Source organism: Rheinheimera sp. ATLC3, assembly GCF_059429535.1.
In genome coordinates this window covers 3,248,652-3,268,347 of the sequence record NZ_CM182103.1, presented here as the reverse complement: position 1 = coordinate 3,268,347, position 19,696 = coordinate 3,248,652, and the positions used below count along the sequence as shown (strand labels likewise).

At 47.6% G+C, this 19,696-nt stretch carries 21 protein-coding genes; 9 read left to right on the top strand and 12 right to left on the bottom strand.

The features are described 5' to 3' along the window. Positions 1-11: 11 nt before the first annotated feature. The 8 genes from nqrE to AC5SV9_RS15065 form a co-directional block, all read right to left on the bottom strand. Positions 12-620: an NADH:ubiquinone reductase (Na(+)-transporting) subunit E gene (gene nqrE, locus AC5SV9_RS15100; protein ID WP_134051808.1), complete on the bottom strand. Its 609-nt coding sequence runs from the start codon at positions 618-620 to the stop codon at positions 12-14. Positions 621-630: 10 nt separating this feature from the next. Further along, on the bottom strand, positions 631-1,260 hold the full coding sequence (locus tag AC5SV9_RS15095; protein WP_134051810.1) for an NADH:ubiquinone reductase (Na(+)-transporting) subunit D: 630 nt from the start codon (positions 1,258-1,260) through the stop codon (positions 631-633). Beyond that, a complete protein-coding gene (locus AC5SV9_RS15090; RefSeq protein WP_134051812.1) occupies positions 1,253-2,038 on the bottom strand; it encodes a Na(+)-translocating NADH-quinone reductase subunit C in 786 nt (261 codons plus the stop codon). Before AC5SV9_RS15090 ends, AC5SV9_RS15095 begins: the two co-directional genes overlap by 8 nt. Then, positions 2,031-3,236, bottom strand: a complete 1,206-nt coding sequence (locus AC5SV9_RS15085; protein WP_475150956.1) for an NADH:ubiquinone reductase (Na(+)-transporting) subunit B — start codon at positions 3,234-3,236, stop codon at positions 2,031-2,033. Before AC5SV9_RS15085 ends, AC5SV9_RS15090 begins: the two co-directional genes overlap by 8 nt. A 2-nt stretch (positions 3,237-3,238) precedes the next feature. Further along, positions 3,239-4,576 (bottom strand): Na(+)-translocating NADH-quinone reductase subunit A, encoded by a 1,338-nt coding sequence (locus tag AC5SV9_RS15080; protein WP_475150959.1) that lies wholly within the window; start codon positions 4,574-4,576, stop codon positions 3,239-3,241. A 320-nt stretch (positions 4,577-4,896) separates the two neighbouring features. Then, entirely contained in the window at positions 4,897-6,090 is a 1,194-nt protein-coding gene (gene fabV, locus AC5SV9_RS15075; RefSeq protein WP_475150960.1) for an enoyl-ACP reductase FabV, read from the bottom strand. 122 nt (positions 6,091-6,212) lie between these two features. Continuing rightward, on the bottom strand, positions 6,213-6,554 hold the full coding sequence (locus tag AC5SV9_RS15070; protein WP_134051821.1) for a BolA family protein: 342 nt from the start codon (positions 6,552-6,554) through the stop codon (positions 6,213-6,215). 127 nt (positions 6,555-6,681) lie between these two features. Beyond that, positions 6,682-7,314 (bottom strand): alpha-ketoglutarate-dependent dioxygenase AlkB family protein, encoded by a 633-nt coding sequence (locus tag AC5SV9_RS15065; protein WP_475150962.1) that lies wholly within the window; start codon positions 7,312-7,314, stop codon positions 6,682-6,684. A 23-nt stretch (positions 7,315-7,337) separates the two neighbouring features. Between AC5SV9_RS15065 and AC5SV9_RS15060 the strand changes: the two genes are divergently transcribed. The 4 genes from AC5SV9_RS15060 to AC5SV9_RS15045 all read left to right on the top strand — a co-directional run bounded on the left by AC5SV9_RS15060 (position 7,338) and on the right by AC5SV9_RS15045 (position 11,433). Beyond that, a complete protein-coding gene (locus AC5SV9_RS15060; RefSeq protein ID WP_475150965.1) occupies positions 7,338-8,495 on the top strand; it encodes a methyltransferase in 1,158 nt (385 codons plus the stop codon). Positions 8,496-8,497: 2 nt separating this feature from the next. Continuing rightward, positions 8,498-9,049: a YajG family lipoprotein gene (locus AC5SV9_RS15055; protein WP_475150967.1), complete on the top strand. Its 552-nt coding sequence runs from the start codon at positions 8,498-8,500 to the stop codon at positions 9,047-9,049. 1 nt (position 9,050) lies between these two features. Beyond that, positions 9,051-9,641, top strand: coding sequence for a peptidylprolyl isomerase (locus AC5SV9_RS15050; protein WP_475150968.1), 591 nt, complete (start codon positions 9,051-9,053; stop codon positions 9,639-9,641). Positions 9,642-10,095: 454 nt separating this feature from the next. Further along, positions 10,096-11,433, top strand: coding sequence for an AmpG family muropeptide MFS transporter (locus tag AC5SV9_RS15045; RefSeq protein WP_475150970.1), 1,338 nt, complete (start codon positions 10,096-10,098; stop codon positions 11,431-11,433). A gap of 47 nt (positions 11,434-11,480) precedes the next feature. Here the strand turns inward: AC5SV9_RS15045 and AC5SV9_RS15040 are convergent, their stop codons facing one another. Beyond that, positions 11,481-11,723: a helix-turn-helix domain-containing protein gene (locus AC5SV9_RS15040; RefSeq protein WP_134051839.1), complete on the bottom strand. Its 243-nt coding sequence runs from the start codon at positions 11,721-11,723 to the stop codon at positions 11,481-11,483. Between the two features lie 245 nt (positions 11,724-11,968). On the opposite strand from AC5SV9_RS15040, the gene AC5SV9_RS15035 reads away from it, so the two are divergent. Beyond that, on the top strand, positions 11,969-12,142 hold the full coding sequence (locus tag AC5SV9_RS15035) for a hypothetical protein (protein WP_226767220.1): 174 nt from the start codon (positions 11,969-11,971) through the stop codon (positions 12,140-12,142). Positions 12,143-12,195: 53 nt separating this feature from the next. Here AC5SV9_RS15035 and erpA read toward each other — a convergent pair whose 3' ends face one another. Further along, complete coding sequence (erpA, locus tag AC5SV9_RS15030) at positions 12,196-12,537, bottom strand: iron-sulfur cluster insertion protein ErpA (RefSeq protein WP_134051841.1); 342 nt, start codon at positions 12,535-12,537, stop codon at positions 12,196-12,198. Between the two features lie 165 nt (positions 12,538-12,702). On the opposite strand from erpA, the gene AC5SV9_RS15025 reads away from it, so the two are divergent. The 4 genes from AC5SV9_RS15025 (at position 12,703) to hemL (ending at position 17,270) form a co-directional block, all read left to right on the top strand. Next, positions 12,703-14,409, top strand: a complete 1,707-nt coding sequence (locus AC5SV9_RS15025; protein ID WP_475150974.1) for a chloride channel protein — start codon at positions 12,703-12,705, stop codon at positions 14,407-14,409. Continuing rightward, complete coding sequence (locus AC5SV9_RS15020) at positions 14,406-14,837, top strand: CopD family protein (protein ID WP_475150976.1); 432 nt, start codon at positions 14,406-14,408, stop codon at positions 14,835-14,837. Before AC5SV9_RS15025 ends, AC5SV9_RS15020 begins: the two co-directional genes overlap by 4 nt. Before the next feature lie 95 nt (positions 14,838-14,932). Then, positions 14,933-15,946 carry an aspartate carbamoyltransferase gene (locus tag AC5SV9_RS15015; RefSeq protein ID WP_331925111.1) on the top strand — a complete coding sequence of 338 codons (1,014 nt, stop codon included), beginning with the start codon at positions 14,933-14,935 and terminating at the stop codon, positions 15,944-15,946. Between the two features lie 43 nt (positions 15,947-15,989). Further along, entirely contained in the window at positions 15,990-17,270 is a 1,281-nt protein-coding gene (gene hemL, locus AC5SV9_RS15010; RefSeq protein ID WP_475150979.1) for a glutamate-1-semialdehyde 2,1-aminomutase, read from the top strand. On the opposite strand, the gene AC5SV9_RS15005 is transcribed toward hemL, so the two are convergent. Both AC5SV9_RS15005 and AC5SV9_RS15000 read right to left on the bottom strand, forming a co-directional pair. Continuing rightward, a complete protein-coding gene (locus tag AC5SV9_RS15005) occupies positions 17,267-19,345 on the bottom strand; it encodes a winged helix-turn-helix domain-containing protein (RefSeq protein ID WP_475150981.1) in 2,079 nt (692 codons plus the stop codon). The two genes, hemL and AC5SV9_RS15005, sit on opposite strands and share 4 nt — an antisense overlap. Positions 19,346-19,431: 86 nt before the next feature. Next, positions 19,432-19,656, bottom strand: coding sequence for a hypothetical protein (locus AC5SV9_RS15000; protein WP_475150983.1), 225 nt, complete (start codon positions 19,654-19,656; stop codon positions 19,432-19,434). Between the last annotated feature and the right edge of the window lie 40 nt (positions 19,657-19,696).

The following is a 19,696-nucleotide window of genomic DNA, read 5'->3' as shown; positions in this document are numbered from 1 at the left end:
GCCTTTACCCCTTACAGTGAAACACCAGAGAAAGACATAAAGCCTAACCCCATTAAGCCTACCATCAAGAAGGTAATACCCAGTCCACGTAAACCGTGTGGAATATCTGCGTATTTTAACTTCTCACGAATACCTGCCAGTAACGTAATGGCCAGCATCCAGCCGATACCACTGCCGATACCGAATACCACACTTTCACCAAAGTTGTAGTCACGCTCAACCATAAAGGCAACTGCACCGAAAATTGCACAGTTAACAGTGATAAGCGGTAGGAAGATACCTAAAGCGTTGTACAGCGCCGGGAAGAACTTGTCTAAAATCATCTCCAGGATTTGTACTAACGCAGCAATAACGCCGATGTAGGTTAAGAAACCCAAAAAGCTCAGGTCAGCTTCCGGGAAACCGGCCCAGTCCAGCGCACCTGGCGCCAATAAGTTTTGGTATACCAGATTGTTCACTGGTACCGAAATACCTAATACCACTGTTACCGCAACACCCAGACCAAAAGCCGTGGTGATTTTTTTCGATACAGCAATAAAGGTACACATCCCAAGGAAAAATGACAGTGCCAGGTTTTCAATGAAAACCGCGCGAACGAATAAACTAATATAATGTTCCATCTAATGCTCCTTAGGCCTTCTCTACCTGTTCGGTACGGAAGGTGCGCAGTATCCAGATAAAGCAGGCGATGATGATGAATGCGCTAGGTGGCATTAACAGTAAGCCCATAGGCTGATACCAGCCACCATCTTTTACCAGAGGTAAAATTTCGACACCAAATACAGTGCCTGAACCACCCAGCTCACGGATAAATGCAACCGTCATCAATACAACGCTGTAACCTAAACCGTTACCGATACCATCGAGGAAACTGATACCCGGGGCACTCTTCATAGCATAAGCTTCTGCACGACCCATTACGATACAGTTGGTAATAATCAGACCAACGAATACCGACAGTTCTTTTGCCACATCATAAGCAAAGGCTTTCAGTAACTGGTCAACGACGATTACCAAAGATGCGATAATTGTCATCTGCACAATAATCCGCACGCTTGATGGAATATGATTACGGATCAAAGAAATAAAGAAGTTTGAAAAGGCCGTTACCAAAGTAAGTGCAATACACATTACCAGGGCTTTATCCATTTTCGTCGTTACCGCCAATGCAGAACAAATACCAAGTACCTGTAATGCAATAGGGTTATTGGCAAAAACCGGCCCGAAAAGAACCGTTTTAATCTCTTTTGCGTTAGCCATTGTTTAATGCTCCATCGCGAACTTTGGCCAGGAACGGGGCAAAGCCCTTAGCACCTGCCCAGAAATCGAAAGTATGCTGTACACCGTTACTGGTTAATGTCGCACCAGATAAGCCGTCTACTTCAAAAGCAGAATCTGCACTGGCATTACCAGGCTTAACTACTTTAATCGCTGGCTGACCTGACTGATCAAGCAGTTTCTTACCAACGAATTGCGCAGACCATTTCGGGTTCTGTACTTCACCACCTAAGCCAGCAGTTTCACCTTGCTCATAGTAGTTTAGTCCCTGAATGGTAGTACCATCCGGACCCAGCGCCAGGAAAGCATGCATGGTAGACCACAGACCATAACCGTGAATTGGCAGTACTATTGCAGACAATTCACCAGACTCAACACCGTTTTCATAAGCAAAGTAAACCGGTGCCACGTTAGCACGGGTTTTAATTGAGGCGATATCCTCATCTCCCGATAAACGCTCGCTGGTAGCCGGATCTTTCATGGCTTTACGGTAGTCATAATCTTTTGGCTTATCAACCAGCTCACCGCTGTCTAAATCGACAAAACGTTCTTCAATATGCTTGCTGTACAGCGCAGCAATGTCTGAACCTGACAGTAAGCCTGTTACAGCCAGCACGTTTTTCTGGGAATCCAGCAACTTATTCGCAGTTTGCTGTGGGCGCAGTTGTACGGCAGCAGTAGATACGATAACTGCACACACCAGACATAAAGAGATGACTACAATCAGCGTTTTGCTGATGCTATCGTTATTACTAGACATTACGTGCCAGCCTCCGCTTGATATTGGCCTGAGCCACGAAGAAATCAAATAATGGTGCAAACAGGTTTGCAAACAGTATTGCTAACATCATACCTTCCGGGTATGCAGGGTTAACCACACGAATCATTACAACCATGAAACCGATAAGAATACCGTAAGCCCATTTACCTTTGTCAGTGAAAGAAGCAGATACCGGGTCAGTCGCCATGAAGAACATACCGATGGCAAAACCACCTAATACCAGATGCCAGTGCCAAGGCATGGCAAACATAGCATTAGATTCTGAACCGATGGCGTTGAACAGATAAGATGTCAGCACCATACCCACCATGACACCGGCAACAATACGCCAGGATGCGATACGGAAGTAAATCAGTGCAAGGCCGCCAACTAACAGCGCCAATACTGACGTTTCACCAACTGAACCCGGGATAAAACCATAAAACGCATCCCACCACAGTTGCATGTTAGAGGCGTAATCTAAATCGCCCGCGGCAGCTTTACTTAACCAGGTTGCACCTGAATAGCCGTCAGCGACAGTCCAGACTGCGTCGCCGGAAATTTGTGCCGGGTAAGCGAAGAACAAAAATGCACGACCAGCCAGCGCCGGGTTTAAGAAGTTACGGCCTGTGCCGCCAAACACTTCCTTGGCAATAACCACACCGAAGGTAATACCTAAGGCAACCTGCCACAGCGGAATAGTGGCTGGCAGAATCAACGCAAACAGAATAGAACTCACGAAGAAACCTTCGTTGACTTCATGCTTACGTACAGAGGCAAACACGACTTCCCAAAAGCCACCAACAACGAAAGTGACAGCATAAATAGGCAGGAACCATACAGCACCGTACCACATTTTACTGCCCCAGCCCGACGCCGCGCTTAGGTCTCCACCTAAAGCATGGAAAAGTGCAACCTGCCAGGTGTCTGGTGTACCAAAACCGGCCTGCAGTGCAATAACAGCCTGGTGACCTACGTTGTACATACCAAAAAACAGAGCTGGGAACAGTGCTAACCAGACAAAAATCATGATCCGTTTCAGATCGATACTGTCACGTACGTGCGTACCGTTCTTCGTAACCAGACCCGGAGTATAAAGAATAGTGGCAACAGCTTCATACAGCGCATACCACTTCTCATATTTACCGCCTTTTTCAAAAGACGGCTCAATGCGCTCTAAAAAATGCTTCAAACTCATGATTAGCCTTCCTTCTGAATGATCGTCAGGCAGTTACGTAAAATGGTGCCGTAATCGTATTTGCCAGGGCACACAAAGGTACATAGTGCCAGATCTTCTTCGTCTAATTCGAGACAGCCCAATGACTGAGCACTGTCGGTATCACCCGAAATCAGATCCCGCAGCAATAATGTTGGCAACATATCCAGCGGCATAACACGCTCATAGTTACCAATAGGCACCATGGCACGGGAAGAGCCGTTGGTTGTCGTGGTCATGTTAAATAACCGCTTGGGGCTCAAATGAGACAGATAGGCACGCGTTACGGAGAACTTGGTTGCACCTGGCGCAATCCAGCCTAAAAACTCTTTCTCGAAGCCTTCAGCCAATACCGACAACTGAGTATGGAAACGGCCAATATAGCCATGTACACCATGAGCAGCTACGCCGGACAACACTGAGCCAGAGATGATACGATTCTGACCGTCGGCCAGTTCACCTGCCGTCAGTTGAGCAACAGAGGCGCCCTGTACAGTTTTAACCAAACGAGGATTCTTGACAGCCGGGCCACCCAGAGAAATAACACGTTCGCTATGCAGCTCGCCGGTAGTAAACAGCTTACCGATAGCAATGACATCCTGATAGCCAATATGCCAGACCACTTTCTTCGCACTGACAGGATCAAGCAAATGAATATGAGTACCAACCAGACCAGCCGGATGCGGACCATCAAACTCTGCAACTTCTGCTTTGTTCACTGTCGGTACATTTGCGCCAGCTTTTTTCGATAAATAAAGCTTACCATCCGTCAGTGCCGTCAGAACCGTCAGGCCCTGAGTAAAGGCTTCGCTGTCAGCCGCGATAACGACAGCCGGGTCTGCAGCCAGCGGATTGGTATCCATTGCATTGACGAAAATCGCACGCGGTGTGCTGTCAATTGCCGGAGTCTGGCTGAAAGGACGGGTACGAAATGCCACCCAAAGCCCTGAGTCAACCAGGTTCTGTACAACCTGTTCGCGGTTTAATGATGCTAACTGATCAGCGGTATACTTGGCGAACTGAACAGCATCATTGCCAGAGGCTTCAATCACCACCGACTGCAACACCCGCTTCGCACCACGATTGATTTCTGTGACCGTACCCGCCAGCGGTGCAGTAAACTTCACACCTGGTGTCTTTTTGTCTTCAAAAAGTACCTGGCCTTTTTTTACCGTATCACCAACTTCAACCGCCATCGTCGGACGCATACCAATATACTCTTCGCCTAATACAGCGACAGTGGTAATGGCATTGCCCGTACTGATCTCTTGTTTAGGACTGCCCGCCAGGGGAATGTCCAAGCCTTTTTTGAGTTTTATCATACGTACTTGCACTACTATTTTGGGAAGAAACAGGGCCTAGTTTTTCAGCTGCTCTGAGCGCAGCGCATCCGGCGTTTTTTATTCAGCATCAAACACTGTTTATTTTTGCGCCAGATACACGTATTAAAGTCGCGGATTCTATCATCATTACCGCAGCCTATCTATGCTATTAGATAAATTTTCCAGCAATCCGGCTGGGCAATTCCGCCATTGGTCTAACCTGACAGCGCGGCGACTTTAGCGTGTTACCAACGCAAATTCTAGTCAACTTTAGTCCATTTCCAGATAAACAAAAGCCGCCTAATGGCGGCTTTAATATTTTAACTGGCGATATTATTCAGTGGCACCATAGGCGATACGTCTGCATCATAATCAACATGGCTATAACCAAAGCCAAATAATCTCAGAAATTCATTGTGATAGCCTTTGTAATCTGTCAGCGTATCGATAGTGTCAGTGGTTACCTGGCCCCAAAGATCTTTCACAGCTTGCTGGATATGCTCACTTAATTCTTTGCCGTCCATCCGTAACCGACCCGCTTCGTCCATTAGCGGTGCATCGCTGTATAAGCCCTGACGGAACAAACCATTAATCTGCTCAATACAACCTTCGTGCGTACCCTCTTCTTTCATTACCCGATAAAGTAGAGAGATATACAACGGCATAATAGGAATCGCGGAACTGGCCTGAGTAACCAGCGCTTTTAGCGATGCCACGTAAGCTTTACCTTTTTTTGCGTTTAGCTTATCCGTAATGGCAGCGGCGGCCCGGTCCAGATCTTCTTTCGCTTTACCAATAGTAGCTTTACCGTATATTGGCCAGGTCAGCTCTTTACCTATATAGGTATAAGCAACGGTCTGGCAGTTGTCCGCTAACACACCGGCAGCATTTAGCTGATCCAGCCAGCGCTCCCAGTCTTCTCCGCCCATCACTTTCACTGTCTGATAAATTTCATCGTCGTTTGCTGGCTCTACGGATACTTCTTCAATTTCACGCTTGCTGGTGTTCAGTGTCCGGGCTGTATATGACTGACCGATGGGTTTTAACACTGAACTGAATATTTCACCGCTTACCGGGTCTTTACGACGAGGCGCGGCCAGGCTATACACCACCAGATCAATCTTGCCCATTTCTTTGCTGATAATATCGATTGCCTGACTTTTAAGCTCATCTGTAAAGGCATCACCATTGAGGTGTTTATTCCATAAACCTGCAGCATTTGCCGCCTGCTCAAAAGCCGCCGTGTTATACCAGCCGGCAGAAGCCGTTTTGCTTTCTGTCGGCTCTTTTTCAAAGAAAATACCTAATGTTTTAGCTCCTGAGCCAAAAGCCGCAGTAATACGTGAAGCCAGGCCATAACCGGTTGAAGACCCTATAACCAGGACATTTTTAGGCCCGTTAGCGACCGGCCCCAGCGCTTTAACATACTCAATTTGTTCTTTTACGTGCTCGGCACAGCCGACAGGATGAGCGTTTGTACAAATAAAACCACGAATTTTCGGTTGAATAACCATGACAGCTCCTGCTGTTGTATCGACAAAATTGACGCTAGTGTAAAACTTTACCGCAGAAAACAGGTCTGATCAGCCATTTTCGCGGAATAAATGCCTGCTTTAGCTTTGACAGAAAAAAAGCGTCATACCGACGCTTTTTCGTTGTTTTCCAATTTGCTACCACCGTAGCAACGGGGCGATGCAGGTGGCTTCTCTGCATAATACTCATACCATTCCGACGGAGTATAGGTATGCAAAGCTAAAGCATGGATTTTCTCAGCCAGCTCTTCAGCAACAACCGCATTAACGGCACGATGCCGTTGCAGCAGACGCATGCCGTCAAATGCCGGAGTAACAATAACCACTTTAAAATGCGACTCAGATCCCGATGGCACATTATGCAGATGGCTTTCATTAACCACCTCAAGGAACACAGGATCAAACGCACTAAGTAACTTCTGTTCAATAGCAGTATGAATCAACATAGTTCTAATCCTTTTTTATTCCTTCACATTAACTCTAGATGGCGGCAGTCAACTTGCCAGCGCAGTTCGCTGTCAAGTTAATTAATCAGAAGTAACGGGCTGGCCGGCCTACTAAAAATAAATTTGTCTAAGTTTGAGCCGCGATATAACGAAAAGTCAGATTCACTCTGCTTTGTGTTATCCGGCTTTGTTTTGGCAAACGATGCAACCAGTGCTGCTGGCAGGCACCGGCCATCAGCAATAAACTGCCTGATGGCAAATCCCACGCCAGCTGCCAGGGTTGGTGCCGGTGTTTCAATTCAAATCGCCTGGTACTACCGAGACTAAGTGATGCGATAACAGGGTCGATCCCCAGCTCCCGCTCATTGTCTGCATGCCATCCCATGTGTTGCTGCCCGTTTTGATATAAATTCAACAGCACACAATTAAATTGGTACCCGGTAAAGCCGCTTATGTCGTCTGTCAGCTGTTTTACCACCGGATGCCAGGGCTGGGGAGAAAATGTCATACCAGAATATCGATAGTGACAATGCGGCTCCCCCATCCAGACTTGCTGACGAGGTATTTTAACCGGCTTACCAAACATCATGATACTGTCCTGCGACCAGTTTAACTGACGCTCCAGCTGCTGCTGTAAAGCATCACTGTTTGAATGTGATAACCAGCCAGGCCATAACTGAATATCAGCATTGGGCACACTAAAGCGCTCAGCAGCCGTTTGCCGGTTGTCGCTGCCTGGCTGCCGTGTCAAAATGCTCATCTTACTTCACCGATAATGTCATTATGAATACCACTTTTAGTTTTGCCGGCGGCAGCTTACAACTACATCGCTGGCCGTTAGAACAGCCGAACACCAGTTTACAGGCATGGGATGCCGCTGACGAATTATTATTGCAACATGTTCAGACAGCCATCAGCGAATTTCAAAATCAGCATAACAAGCAACCTTCACTGCTGATTATTAATGACAGCTTTGGTGCGCTGTCCTGTGCTTTGGCAACTTATCCTCAAGTGCAGATAAATGATTCCTACGTGGCAGAACAAGGTACCCGCTATAACCGCCAGCTCAATGGCGTGGGGTTTGATAATTTGCAGCAGCAAACAAGTTTGCAGCCTTATCCACAGCATGCCGATATCGTGCTGCTTAAACTGCCCAATAACCACAGCTACCTGCAATACATTCTGCAGCAGCTGGCGACAGTCGTAACGACGGATACTGTTGTATTGGCCAGCGCCAAAGCCAAAGACATTAACCGAAATGTTCTGGCGATATTTGAGCGGGCTATCGGTCAGGCCAGTGCATCTTTGGCCGTCAAAAAATGTCGCCTGATACGCTGTGTTGTTGGTACGCAGCGACATGAGGTATCTGACTTTCCTCTACGCTGGCCGCTGGAGCAGACGCCTTATATGCTGGTTAATCATGCCAACGTGTTCTCCCGGGAAAAACTTGATCAGGGCGCACGTTTCTTTTTGCAGCATTTGCCCGAAACCCAACATGGCGATCTGGTCATAGATTTGGGCTGCGGCAACGGCGTGTTGAGCCTTGCTCTGCTTAGCCAAAATAATGATATTCAGCTTATTTGCGCCGATGAATCCTATATGGCAGTGGAATCGGCCCGACTGACTATTGCAGAAAACCTGCCGGAGCGACTGTCCCGGTGTCAGTTTTATGCAGACGATTGCCTGAGCCGTCAGCCAGACAAAACTGCCGATTATATTCTGTGCAACCCCCCTTTTCACCAGCAACATGCCGTTACCAGTCATATTGCCCACCAGATGTTTCAGGATGCCAAACGGGTATTGAAACAGAGTGGCCGTTTACGGATAGTCGCGAACAGGCATCTGGATTATCCTCAGATGTTGCAACGGCTTTTCGGTAACTGTCGGCAACTGGCTGCAGATCCCAAATTTGTTATTTTAGAAGTGATAAAAAGGAGTTAATTATGCGCTATGTGCTATTCGCCGCCTTGCTACTGGCAGGCTGCAGCAGTCAGGTACCAAACTTTATCCTTGCCCCTCAGGTGTATCCTGTCGCATCCAATCAGTTGAGTCAGGCCAGGTTTGCTTTTGCCGTCAGTGATGAAAGAGGCATAGCCTACACATTACGTTTGAAAGACGGTGATAAAGTACAACAAATCATGACCAGTAATGATGTTCGCGGCCAGCTGGAGCAGACGCTTTCTCAGGCATTGACAGAACAGGGGGCTGTGCTGGATATCAACAGTAATACCCAGATGACTGTTAAGATAGCGCAGCTGCAGGCGTTAGTGGATCAACGTACACTTGAGCACGTGGTAACAAACCAGGTGGCATTTAAAGTGTATGTGCAAAATGCGCAAGGCACATTCAGTAAGACTTATTCCGGCGACAGCAGCTTTACGGCGCCGTTTAAAATGGATGTTGCTGCTGTTGAACGCGAGTTGCGGCTGCTGACAGAACAGGTATTGACACAATTACTGCAGGATAACAGCTGGCAACAGGCTGTCAGGGGGTAAGATGCGCAATGTGCTTTTCAGTTTGCTGCTGATGCTGGCTGCCTTTAACACTATGGCAGATGCCGGTCAGTTTATTCAACCGAACAATTTGTACCCTAAAGTAAAGCTGATGACATCCTTTGGCGACATAGTCGTTGAATTGGACCGCAGTAAAGCCCCAATTACCGTGAATAATTTTCTCAGTTATGTAAAGAACAAGAGCTATGACGGCACGCTGTTTCATCGTCTGGAGCCTGAATTTGTGCTGCAAGGCGGTGGCTACAATATAAATTACAAACCTATCGAAGAAGCCAAAGCTATTTTCAATGAATCAGGCAATGGCATGAAAAATCAGCTGGGCACTATTGCCATGGCCAGGCTAAATGATCCACACAGTGCCACCAGTCAGTTTTACTTTAATCTGGCAGATAATAGCCACCTCGATCCGGGTCGGAACTGGGGCTATGCGGTATTTGGTTACATCACCGAAGGCATGGAAGTCCTTGAGAAAATACGTGCAGTTCAGACAGATACGTCGGTCGAGCTAGGCTGGCCGAATGTGCCGGTAGAAAAGGTTATATTAAAAACGGCTATCGTGCTGCCAGAGCAGTAAAACCGGCTATACTTGGCTTTGACGCATGATTGACAGGATGCTGAAAAGCCAGGTATGCCAAACCAATTTATCGAGCAGAAATCACAACAGCTGATTTTTTATATCTCACGTTACTTACGCGGACGTTTGCCGCACAGTGAGCTACACCTGTTTGTCTGGGATACGCTCGAGGAGTGGGCTCATCTTAATCATACAGTACATCTTCCCTACACCAACAGAGAACGGGTTTTCTGGCATCTGATCCATCAACTGGAATGCTGGCCTGATACCACTTTGCGCGAGAACAAAACGCTACGCAGAAACATCCAGGATTGCATCTGTTACCTTAAAGGCCGCGGAATCGTGCCTTTGGACTGCGTTGGCGTAAGACCATAAATAACTGAGCTACAATACTTGACCCCTCTGCGGTGACAGGTAAGCTACATCAACTTGTTGTAGTCATCCGGTGTTGCTGTTGCCTAATTATCTGAACTGGCTAAAAAGCCTTAATATTTATTTCCAGCGCAGAGTTCTGGCTATTTTTGCACTGGGCTTTTCCAGCGGTTTGCCGCTGATGCTGGTATTTGGCGTTTTATCCTTCTGGCTAAGAGAAGCAGGCGTATCGCGAGCAGATATCGGCTATTTCAGTTGGGTAGCCCTTGCCTATGCGATTAAATGGCTTTGGTCGCCGCTGGCCGATCACCTGCAAATTCCTTATTTGCATCATAAACTAGGCCGACGCCGCAGCTGGTTATTGTCGTCGCAACTGGCAGTTGTGCTGGCGATAGTGTGCATGGCAATGATGGACCCGCAAAAGGACCTGGCTGTCATGGCCGCTTTTGCCATTTTACTGGCTTTTGCGTCAGCGACTCAGGACATCAATGTTGACGCGTTTAGAATTGAAAGTGCTCCGGAAAAACTGCAAGCCGCACTTGCTGCCGCTTACCTTGCAGGATACAGGCTGGCCATGATTCTGGCATCAGCCGGTACACTCTGGCTGGCTGCCGTATTTTCAGGTAGCAATAGTGCTTCCGACAGCAGTTACGATTTATCCGGCTGGCAAACCGCCTATATGTGTATGGCGTGTTGTATGCTGCCGGGCATTCTGACCACCTTATTAAGTAAAGAACCGGTCAGTCTGCTACAACAACATCAGACAAGCACCGGCAGTGCATTAAGCCGTTTTTACCAGTGGCTAAAGCAAGCCGTTGTAGCCCCTTTTATTGATTTTTTTCAGCGCTATAAATGGCAAGCACTGCTGATCCTGGCACTGATAGCCTGTTATCGTTTAACCGATATCGTGATGGGCGTGATGGCTAACGCATTTTATGTCGATATGGGATACAGCAAAGAAGAAGTTGCCAGCATATCTAAACTATATGGTGTCATCATGACCCTTGCCGGGGCCGGTTTAGGCGGGGTACTGATCAATCAGTTTGGTACAGCCCGGATTTTGTTTCTGGGTGCTTTGCTAAGCGCAGCAACCAATCTGTTGTTTGCCGCGCTTAGCCAAATTGGCTATGACCTTGCCTGGCTTACCCTGATTATCTCTGCCGATAACCTTAGTGCCGGTATAGCCACCAGCGCATTTCTGGCATACTTATCTTCACTGGTAAACCTGGCATTTACGGCAACCCAATACGCAATATTCAGTTCTTTGATGCTGCTATTGCCGAAATTTGTTGGCGGCTTTTCGGGTAGCTGGGTGGAACAGTTAGGCTACAGCCAGTTTTTCACTATGACAGCCTTATTAGGTATACCTGCGTTGATATTGATTGTACTAATTGAACGCTGGCGTACGCATCAATCATAATCCTGTATAAAACAAAACGCCGCTGGTTAGCGGCGTTTTGTTAATAATCAGGCTGATAATACCTGCTTCAGACCTTCTTTAGGATCGACATCCAGTGCCTGGCAATAACGGACATATTCAATTACGTCCAGCCTTCTTTCCTGATTCTCTACTTTACCAATAAAAGAATGAGGTGTACCTAAAATTTCAGAAAGACTACGCATAGTGTGGCCTTTTTCCTGACGCTGTCGCTTCAGCCAAACACACAGGCGCTTGTTTTCATCAGAAATAACGCTTTTTGTACCTTTCATGTTTTTTCTTCTCCCAGCGTGTTACGCTTTTATTATTTAAATATACTTCCTGCAAAACTCAAACCCTATTGCAAACGCAATAAGCAATAAAAATCGGTTAATTAAACCACAGGATGCGACAAGCGTACAGCTACAAGCGTTAAAAACTGTAAAAGGCCTTTACAATTTACGCTGGCTTAGAAAAAAAATGCTTAGACGTCGGTTTTGAGTGTTGCAACTTCAGTTGCCCGGATGAGAAAAAGATCATGATAAAGCTACTGTTTCTGCTACCTGTCGTTATGTGTGCTGTCTGGTACTGGTATTTGCAGCAAAACGGCTGGAGCATAAAACAAGGCCGCAAAGGCTTTGGTTACATCATTGGTTTTAACCTGACCATAGCCATATGTCTATGGATAATTATGCTGCTGACACAGCGTTAATGTGCCGTCAGCAGCATATTTGTATCAAAAATTTTACATAAAAATCTAAATAGTTACACCGAAAACGATGAACCACAACCGCAGGTGGTGGTTGCATTGGGGTTTTGTACAATAAAACGACTGCCCTGCAGCCCCTCAGTGTAATCGACCACGCCACCCATCAGGTACTGCAAGCTCATTGGGTCTACAACCATCGACACACCTTGCTTCTCAACAACAAAGTCGCCTTCGTTCACTTTTTCATCGAAGGTGAAACCATACTGAAAACCTGAACAACCACCGCCAGTGATATAAACCCGCAATTTCAGCTCTGGGTTTTCCTCTTCACTTACTAACAGCGCGACCTTACGTGCCGCCGCTTCAGTAAATTCTATTGGTACAGCTGGTTCTGACATAACAACTCCACAGGTTTCGCTAAGGCGCAAATTATCTAATACCTGACTAATTTATTCAAGTATTAGACCGTAATGCCGCTTTATCATTAAATAGCCAGATATTAAAGCTGAATAGTCAGCAACTTATGTTAAACTCTGGTGTACATATTACGGGTGTTATGGCTTATGCAGCGCTGGCAAATCTGGCTTCCGTCGTTACAACGCCGTCTGGCGTTACCACAAACTTCATTGCAACTTTGTATCTTAGGTATGCTAGGCGGCCTTGCCGCTGCCATTTTGATTATTTTGTTCCGCCTGGCAATTATAGGTCTGCAACTGTTTTTTCTTGAACGCACAGATGATTTTTCAACCGTTGCAGCTGATATCCGCTGGTTGTTACCATTATGCGGTGCGGCACTGGTTGGCTTAATCGCCTGGATAACTGGCTACAGACATTATCGTCTGGGCATCCCTTTCGTTATCCACCGTATTAAACTGAAATACGGCACCATGCCAACCCGCAATACGCTGAACCAGTTTTTTGGCGGTATTCTGGCGCTTGCCAGCGGCTTTTCAGTAGGACGCGAAGGCCCGTCAGTTCACCTTGGGGCTTATGGAGCCAGTACTATTGGTAAATATCTGCAGTTACCTTTCAACAGTATTCGCATATTGGCAGGCTGTGGCATTGCTGCAGGTATTTCAGCATCATTTAACACGCCGTTGGCCGCTGTAATTTTTGTAATGGAAGTGGTGCTGCGGGAATATCGGGTGCATGTTTTTATTCCCATTATGCTGTCTTCAGTTGTTGGTGCTCTGGTGACTCAGAGTGTGTTTGGTAATGTAAATGAGCTGGCCCTGCTGAACATTAACCCGATAAGTGGTTGGCACCTACCTTATCTGGTGCTTTGCGGTATTGTGTTTGGTGCAATTGCTTTTGTCTTTAACAAAAATATGATGCGGCTGATCCGGTTGTTTAAAAACTGGCCACTGATACTCAGATTAGCTTTGGCGGGTGTGGTAACCGCTGCAGTTGGCTATCTGATACCACATGCGATGGGGGCTGAAACGGGCGCCATTTTCTATGCCGTTAACGCACCGAATGATGTCGCGCTGCTGCTAACCATCTTTATAGGTAAAATGTTGCTGACGCTATTTGCGTTAGGGCTGGGGGTACCAGGCGGTGTTATAGGCCCGGTGTTTGGTATCGGCATCGTTTTGGGTACTCTGCTGGCAATTATTCCGTCAGCTGTGATGGGTGATAGCAGCATAGCCGGCACCTACGCCGTGCTGGGCATGGCGGGATTAATGGCAGCGACTATGCATGCTCCACTGGCTGCACTGGTGGCGGTAATGGAACTGGCGCATAACCCGGGTATTATTGTTCCGGCTATGCTGGTAATCGCTACCGCCTATATTACCGGCGTACAGTTTTTCAATAACAAATCGATTTTCCTGCTACAGCTTGATTTTCTGCAGATGCCATACAAACTGTCGCCTGCCGACGATGTGCTACAGAAAGTCGGAGTGTTGGCACTGCTGGACAATCAATATCAATTACTGGATGCCCCGGATGAGCCGCAGGTGCTACAGGCACTCGACAAACTTGAACCACCGCAGCAACTGTTGGTAAAACGCCAGTCTGAAACAGGGCATGAGTATCTGTTGGCCAGCTACGACGTGCAGCTGTCAATGACCGGTGCCAGTGCAGTGCAATATCTGCCACTACAAGGGGTAAATCATCAGGCGACGATGGCGGAAGTGTTTGCGATTCTGGAAGATAAGCGTGAAGGTGCAGTGTATGTTTTCCGGGAGCAGGATCCTGCCCAGCTGATAGGCATTATCCGCTGGGATCAAGTGCGTAGTTTATTAGTTAAACAGAACAACCTATTATGACAACTTTACTCGTTTTTAAAGCGTTACACGTATTTTTTATGGTTGCCTGGTTTGCTGGCATCTTTTATCTCCCCCGGTTATTTGTGTATCACGCCAGCAGCCAGAGTACCGAGTGTCATGAAGAATTTAAAGTGATGGAACGGCGCTTATTGTATTTCGTCACGCCCTTTGCCGCCCTGACATTAGTATTTGGTTTGCTGCTGATTTATAGCTACGGCAGTAGCTGGTTTAACGTGAGCAGCTGGCTGCATTACAAACTGGCGTTAGTTAGCCTACTGTACGTTTATCATGGTTATTGTTTCAAATTACTGGCGGATTTTAAACACAACCGTAACCGGCGTAGCCCCCGTTTTTATCGTATTTTCAATGAGCTGCCTGTACTGGTTTTGCTAACCATCATTTTACTGGCCTATCTTAAACCTATGTAGTGTGGTATTCGCTTTTATACGTTGAATTAGCATATAATACGCCGGTCCACAGCCGGTTCCGGCCTCTGTTAATCTCAGCGTAAAGAGCACAGACTATGAGCTTTAAAGGCGAACACATCCTCTCGGTAAACCAGTTTGATCGCGACACCATTCAGCAGATCTTTCAGATAGCACGCAATATGCAGCCTTACGCCAGCCGGCAAAAACGAACTAAAGTATTAGAGGGCGCTATTTTGGGTAACCTGTTTTTTGAACCCAGCACCCGCACCCGTGTCAGTTTTGGTTGTGCCTTTAATTTGCTTGGTGGTGAAGTGCGCGAGACTACCGGTATGGAGTCATCAGCACTGTCAAAAGGCGAGTCACTGTTCGATACGGCACGTGTAATCAGCAGCTACAGTGATGTTATTGCGATGCGCCACCCACAGGCAGGTTCTGTCGCCGAGTTCGCAGTAGGCAGCCGCGTACCGGTATTAAACGGCGGTGATGGTGCAAATGAACACCCAACTCAGGCACTACTTGATCTGTTTACTATTGAGCGGGAGCTGGCCGCGTCTGGGCAGACTATCGATGGCATGCATATCGCGATGGTGGGTGATTTAAAATTTGGCAGAACAGTACACTCATTATCTAAGCTACTAAAGCTTTATAAAAACCTGCGCTTCACGCTTATTTCGCCACGTGAACTGGCAATGCCAGATGATATCGTCAGCGCTATTGAAAATGCAGGGCATCAGGTAACCGTTACCGACGTACTTGAGGGCCACCTGAACGCGGATATTGTGTACCAAACCCGCATACAGGAAGAGCGTTTCCCTTCCAAGGCAGAGGCCAATTTATACCGCGGTAAATTCCGGCTTAATCAGGAAATTTACACCCGTTATTGCAAGTCGAACACCGTCATTATGCACCCGCTGCCACGGGACTCTCGAATGGAAGCGAACGAGCTCGACAACGATCTCAACTTAAACCCTAATCTGGCGATATTTCGCCAGGCTGATAATGGCATTCTGGTCAGGATGGCCCTGTTTGCACTTACGCTGGGGGTAGAGAACATCGTCAGCGATTATGAATGCGCTGTGCCATGGTACAGCAATAAACACAGCGGTTAATCTTTCATTGACCTGTGTTTCCTTAACAACCGGAATTTGATTTATGTCTTTATCTGCAGAATTATTTCAACGGGCTCAGCACACCATTCCCGGCGGCGTGAACTCGCCAGTGCGGGCGTTTAAAAGTGTCGGTGGTACACCAGTCTTCATCGACCGTGCTGATGGTGCTTATTTGTTTGATGTCGATGGCAAGCGTTATATCGACTATGTAGGTTCCTGGGGACCGATGTTGCTGGGGCACAATCACCCAACTATCCGCAATGCTGTTATTGAAGCGGCGCAAAAAGGCTTGAGTTTTGGTGCGCCCTGCCCGGCTGAAGTGACGATGGCAGAGTTGGTGAGCAAACTGGTACCCAGTATGGAAATGGTGCGTATGGTCAGCTCAGGCACCGAAGCTACCATGAGCGCTATCCGTTTAGCCCGCGGCTATACCGGCCGTAACACCATAGTAAAATTTGAAGGCTGCTACCATGGCCATGCTGATTCGCTGCTGGTAAAGGCCGGCTCTGGCGCCTTAACACTGGGCGTACCTAACTCCCCCGGTGTGCCGGCTGATTTTGCCAAGTACACGCTGACAAGCGAGTTTAATAACCTGCCGCAGTTACAACAGCTGTTTACGCAGCATGGCGATGATATAGCCTGTATTATCGTCGAGCCGGTAGCGGGCAATATGAACTGTATTCCACCTGCACCGGGCTTTTTACAAGGCCTGCGTCAGTTGTGTGATCAGTATGGTGCAGTGCTGATTTTTGATGAAGTCATGACCGGCTTTCGTGTTGCCCTCGGCGGTGCTCAGGCGGTATACAATGTCACACCTGATTTAACGACTTTAGGTAAAATTATCGGTGGTGGTATGCCGGTAGGCGCCTTCGGTGGTAAACGTGAAATCATGCAGCATATAGCACCACTGGGTGCGGTATATCAGGCAGGCACCTTGTCAGGTAACCCTATTGCTATGGCGGCGGGTTTAGCTGCCCTGACTGAAATCAGTAAACCAGGGGTTTATCAGGCGCTGACGGCAAAAACCACAGAGTTGCTTAACGGCTTCTGTACTGCCGCCGCCAGGCATGGCATTCCATTAACGACAAATCAGGTCGGTGGCATGTTTGGGGTCTTCTTTACCACCGAGAAACATGTCAGTAACTTTGCTCAGGCGACACAATGCAATATTGATGCTTTCAAACGCTTTTTCCACCTGATGCTGGATCAGGGCGTATATCTTGCGCCATCAGCTTATGAAGCAGGCTTTTTGTCACTCGCCCACAGCGCCGAAGACCTGGCATACACTTTACAGGCGGCAGAACAGAGCTTTAAACAGCTTTAACGACGGTTCTGCAACCAAACGATATCTGTGTCGTGTGGCCTCGGCCGCACGACATAGCCGATACCATGACCGCCAGAATATATAGCGACCGGCCATGCCGATGTCCAGGCCTCTCGCATTATCATACCTTCCGGCCAGGAGTACGCATTTACTGTTCTGTTTTCATTGTCTTGCCAGTAAATACCGGTGTCATCAACAAACCATTGCTCAGCGGTTTGCTTACGCCAGTCAATTAATACAGGTAGTGTTGTCACAGTACCGTCTGCACTGCGCAGCAACAGGTTATCACTCTCATTTAGCTGCAATACCAACGCTTGCTGTGGTGCACAGCGTACATCAACGGCCCCTTGGTGTATAAGCTGCTTTTTATTGTCGGTTTCGGTAAACAACTGCCAACCATCAGCTGTAAGTTCGGTCCAGTACAACCTTCCCTGACAGCTGGCATAACGGCCCGGGTTATCAGGCTGCAGCGGGTACAGTGTCAGGGCACTACTTTGCGGCTCAAGCCGGTACAGTTCACTGTTAATCAGTACCAACAATGATTTACCATGCCATAACAGCTGCTGCACCTGCTGATCTTCGTTCAAACGCGTCAGTTGTACACTGTCCCGGCCCTGCTCCAGCCAAATCTGGCTGTGTCCTGCCCGTTCCGATACAAAAGCCGTTTGTTGTTCGGCCACCGCCAGTAAGCGCTCACTGCGGTTGCTGACATGCCAGGGCGTAAAAATCGCATTACTGTCATCAGAGGCTTTAGGCTTAAGCTGAAATATATCTGTTGTGTAGTCGAGAAACTGCGTTGCCAGCACTTGTCCCGGGTACCTTACGGTCTGAGTTAAATCACGTGTCAGCGCACCAAGCCCCTGCCAGTTCAGGCTGTTTATATCAAGGATCTGCAGCTCTTGGCTTTGTGGGGCCAACAACAACTGCGTCTCATCCCACCAGGAAAAATGACTAACAATAAAGGGGAAGCGCATAACCTGTTCAAGCGCACCATCAGGTAATGCCAGTTTCAGCAAGATACTGTTATTCTGAGTTTCCTGCGCTAACAGATAAAGCGTGTCATCAGATATCAGTATGTGCTGCACCGCACGCCATCCGCCTGACAAGGTTTGCAATAATTGTGCTTCAGAGCCAGGCTTAGCAAGCCACAGTTGAACCTGGTTTTTCAGGTCAGTATCGAGCCATAACCAGCTATCCTGCCAACGAACAGTCGCTTGCGGCAGCACCTTATGACAAGGCCACAATGATATAGGCTCAGAAACAACCGGCAGCAATTGTTGGCTATAAAAAAAACAACCCTGCCCCGGCTTATTGGCCCTGAACAAAATGCGCTGCTCGTCCTGCCATAAAGCCTGAGAAATCTGCTGATACAGCTGTGGTAGATGTGTCACACGCAAATCGGTCAAGTCTTGTATGCTCCAGTTCGACAGTTTGCTGTCGGGAGCCTTGTGCTGATATATCACCTGAGTTTGGGCGGCATTAAGCACCGGCCAGTATTCCTGGCCACTCAACGCACTAATCGGCGCAATGGTATCCGGCAATTTAACCAAAGGTGCAGCGGTATACTTTGCCAGAATAAATGCCAGGCTTGCACAGCCAACCAGTATTGATAAAGCAGTCACTGCAATGAACCGCCAAGGTCGCTGCTGGGTAACATTGTCATCGACAGCTGCTAACTGTTGCTGTTCATCCGCAGGTAAGCCGGTAGTGGCAGGCAACGAAACAGGCAAAGAAACAGGCTGAATGTTCGCTAGCCAGCAGTATCCCTTTTTGGACACTGTGGCGATATAACTGGGCGTCCTGACATCATCACCAAGTAATTTACGCAGTGCGCCGACTGCACGCATCACAGCCGCATCTGTGCCTTCATCAGCTGGCCAGACTTTCTCTATCAGGGTATCTTTTGCCAGCAATACATCAGGATTTTGCAGAAAGAAATTCAGTAAACTGTGCAAGCGGGGTTCAAGTCGGATCATATTCTCTGCAGATGGCGGTGCACCAGCAGGCCACAGCTGACCATAGATCACCTGATAGTACCAGTCGCCAATTTGTACCACAGGGTCCAGATTTGACATTAAGGTCCGCCCGACTTCAAAGTATCTGGGCGGAGTATACCTTAACTATTGGAAATGTTTAGCGTTTCTATTTGTAAGACAGTATTTCAGGCTAGTTTTTCGTTTTTGGTATCCTGAGTTTCTGTTTTAGATTTTGAATCTTTGGGCGTTGCTAATGGGCTATAAACATCCGGATCGCCACAGAATGGATACCAGCCACATGCTAACAAGTCTCCGGAAGCGTTTTGCTCGAGTATGTTGCTTGAATCCGCTTTTGATACTGCAAACACACATACTGTCATTACTGCCGCAACGAGTAAATTTACTTTCATGTTTTCACCTTAGAAGTTGATAACGATTCGCCATCAACAC

What these genes read in the sequence shown, in the direction of transcription:
- AC5SV9_RS15070 (WP_134051821.1), bottom strand. Translation starts at nt 6,554, where the DNA reads ATGTTGATTCATACTGCTATTGAACAGAAGTTACTTAGTGCGTTTGAT.
- AC5SV9_RS15020 (WP_475150976.1), top strand. Translation starts at nt 14,406, where the DNA reads ATGACAACTTTACTCGTTTTTAAAGCGTTACACGTATTTTTTATGGTT.
- AC5SV9_RS15005 (WP_475150981.1), bottom strand. Translation starts at nt 19,345, where the DNA reads ATGTCAAATCTGGACCCTGTGGTACAAATTGGCGACTGGTACTATCAG.
- AC5SV9_RS15085 (WP_475150956.1), bottom strand. Translation starts at nt 3,236, where the DNA reads ATGAGTTTGAAGCATTTTTTAGAGCGCATTGAGCCGTCTTTTGAAAAA.
- AC5SV9_RS15060 (WP_475150965.1), top strand. Translation starts at nt 7,338, where the DNA reads ATGAATACCACTTTTAGTTTTGCCGGCGGCAGCTTACAACTACATCGC.
- erpA (WP_134051841.1), bottom strand. Translation starts at nt 12,537, where the DNA reads ATGTCAGAACCAGCTGTACCAATAGAATTTACTGAAGCGGCGGCACGT.
- AC5SV9_RS15065 (WP_475150962.1), bottom strand. Translation starts at nt 7,314, where the DNA reads ATGAGCATTTTGACACGGCAGCCAGGCAGCGACAACCGGCAAACGGCT.
- hemL (WP_475150979.1), top strand. Translation starts at nt 15,990, where the DNA reads ATGTCTTTATCTGCAGAATTATTTCAACGGGCTCAGCACACCATTCCC.
- AC5SV9_RS15080 (WP_475150959.1), bottom strand. Translation starts at nt 4,576, where the DNA reads ATGATAAAACTCAAAAAAGGCTTGGACATTCCCCTGGCGGGCAGTCCT.
- AC5SV9_RS15050 (WP_475150968.1), top strand. Translation starts at nt 9,051, where the DNA reads ATGCGCAATGTGCTTTTCAGTTTGCTGCTGATGCTGGCTGCCTTTAAC.
- AC5SV9_RS15015 (WP_331925111.1), top strand. Translation starts at nt 14,933, where the DNA reads ATGAGCTTTAAAGGCGAACACATCCTCTCGGTAAACCAGTTTGATCGC.
- AC5SV9_RS15090 (WP_134051812.1), bottom strand. Translation starts at nt 2,038, where the DNA reads ATGTCTAGTAATAACGATAGCATCAGCAAAACGCTGATTGTAGTCATC.
- AC5SV9_RS15000 (WP_475150983.1), bottom strand. Translation starts at nt 19,656, where the DNA reads ATGAAAGTAAATTTACTCGTTGCGGCAGTAATGACAGTATGTGTGTTT.
- AC5SV9_RS15095 (WP_134051810.1), bottom strand. Translation starts at nt 1,260, where the DNA reads ATGGCTAACGCAAAAGAGATTAAAACGGTTCTTTTCGGGCCGGTTTTT.
- AC5SV9_RS15040 (WP_134051839.1), bottom strand. Translation starts at nt 11,723, where the DNA reads ATGAAAGGTACAAAAAGCGTTATTTCTGATGAAAACAAGCGCCTGTGT.
- AC5SV9_RS15025 (WP_475150974.1), top strand. Translation starts at nt 12,703, where the DNA reads ATGCAGCGCTGGCAAATCTGGCTTCCGTCGTTACAACGCCGTCTGGCG.
- fabV (WP_475150960.1), bottom strand. Translation starts at nt 6,090, where the DNA reads ATGGTTATTCAACCGAAAATTCGTGGTTTTATTTGTACAAACGCTCAT.
- nqrE (WP_134051808.1), bottom strand. Translation starts at nt 620, where the DNA reads ATGGAACATTATATTAGTTTATTCGTTCGCGCGGTTTTCATTGAAAAC.
- AC5SV9_RS15035 (WP_226767220.1), top strand. Translation starts at nt 11,969, where the DNA reads ATGATAAAGCTACTGTTTCTGCTACCTGTCGTTATGTGTGCTGTCTGG.
- AC5SV9_RS15055 (WP_475150967.1), top strand. Translation starts at nt 8,498, where the DNA reads ATGCGCTATGTGCTATTCGCCGCCTTGCTACTGGCAGGCTGCAGCAGT.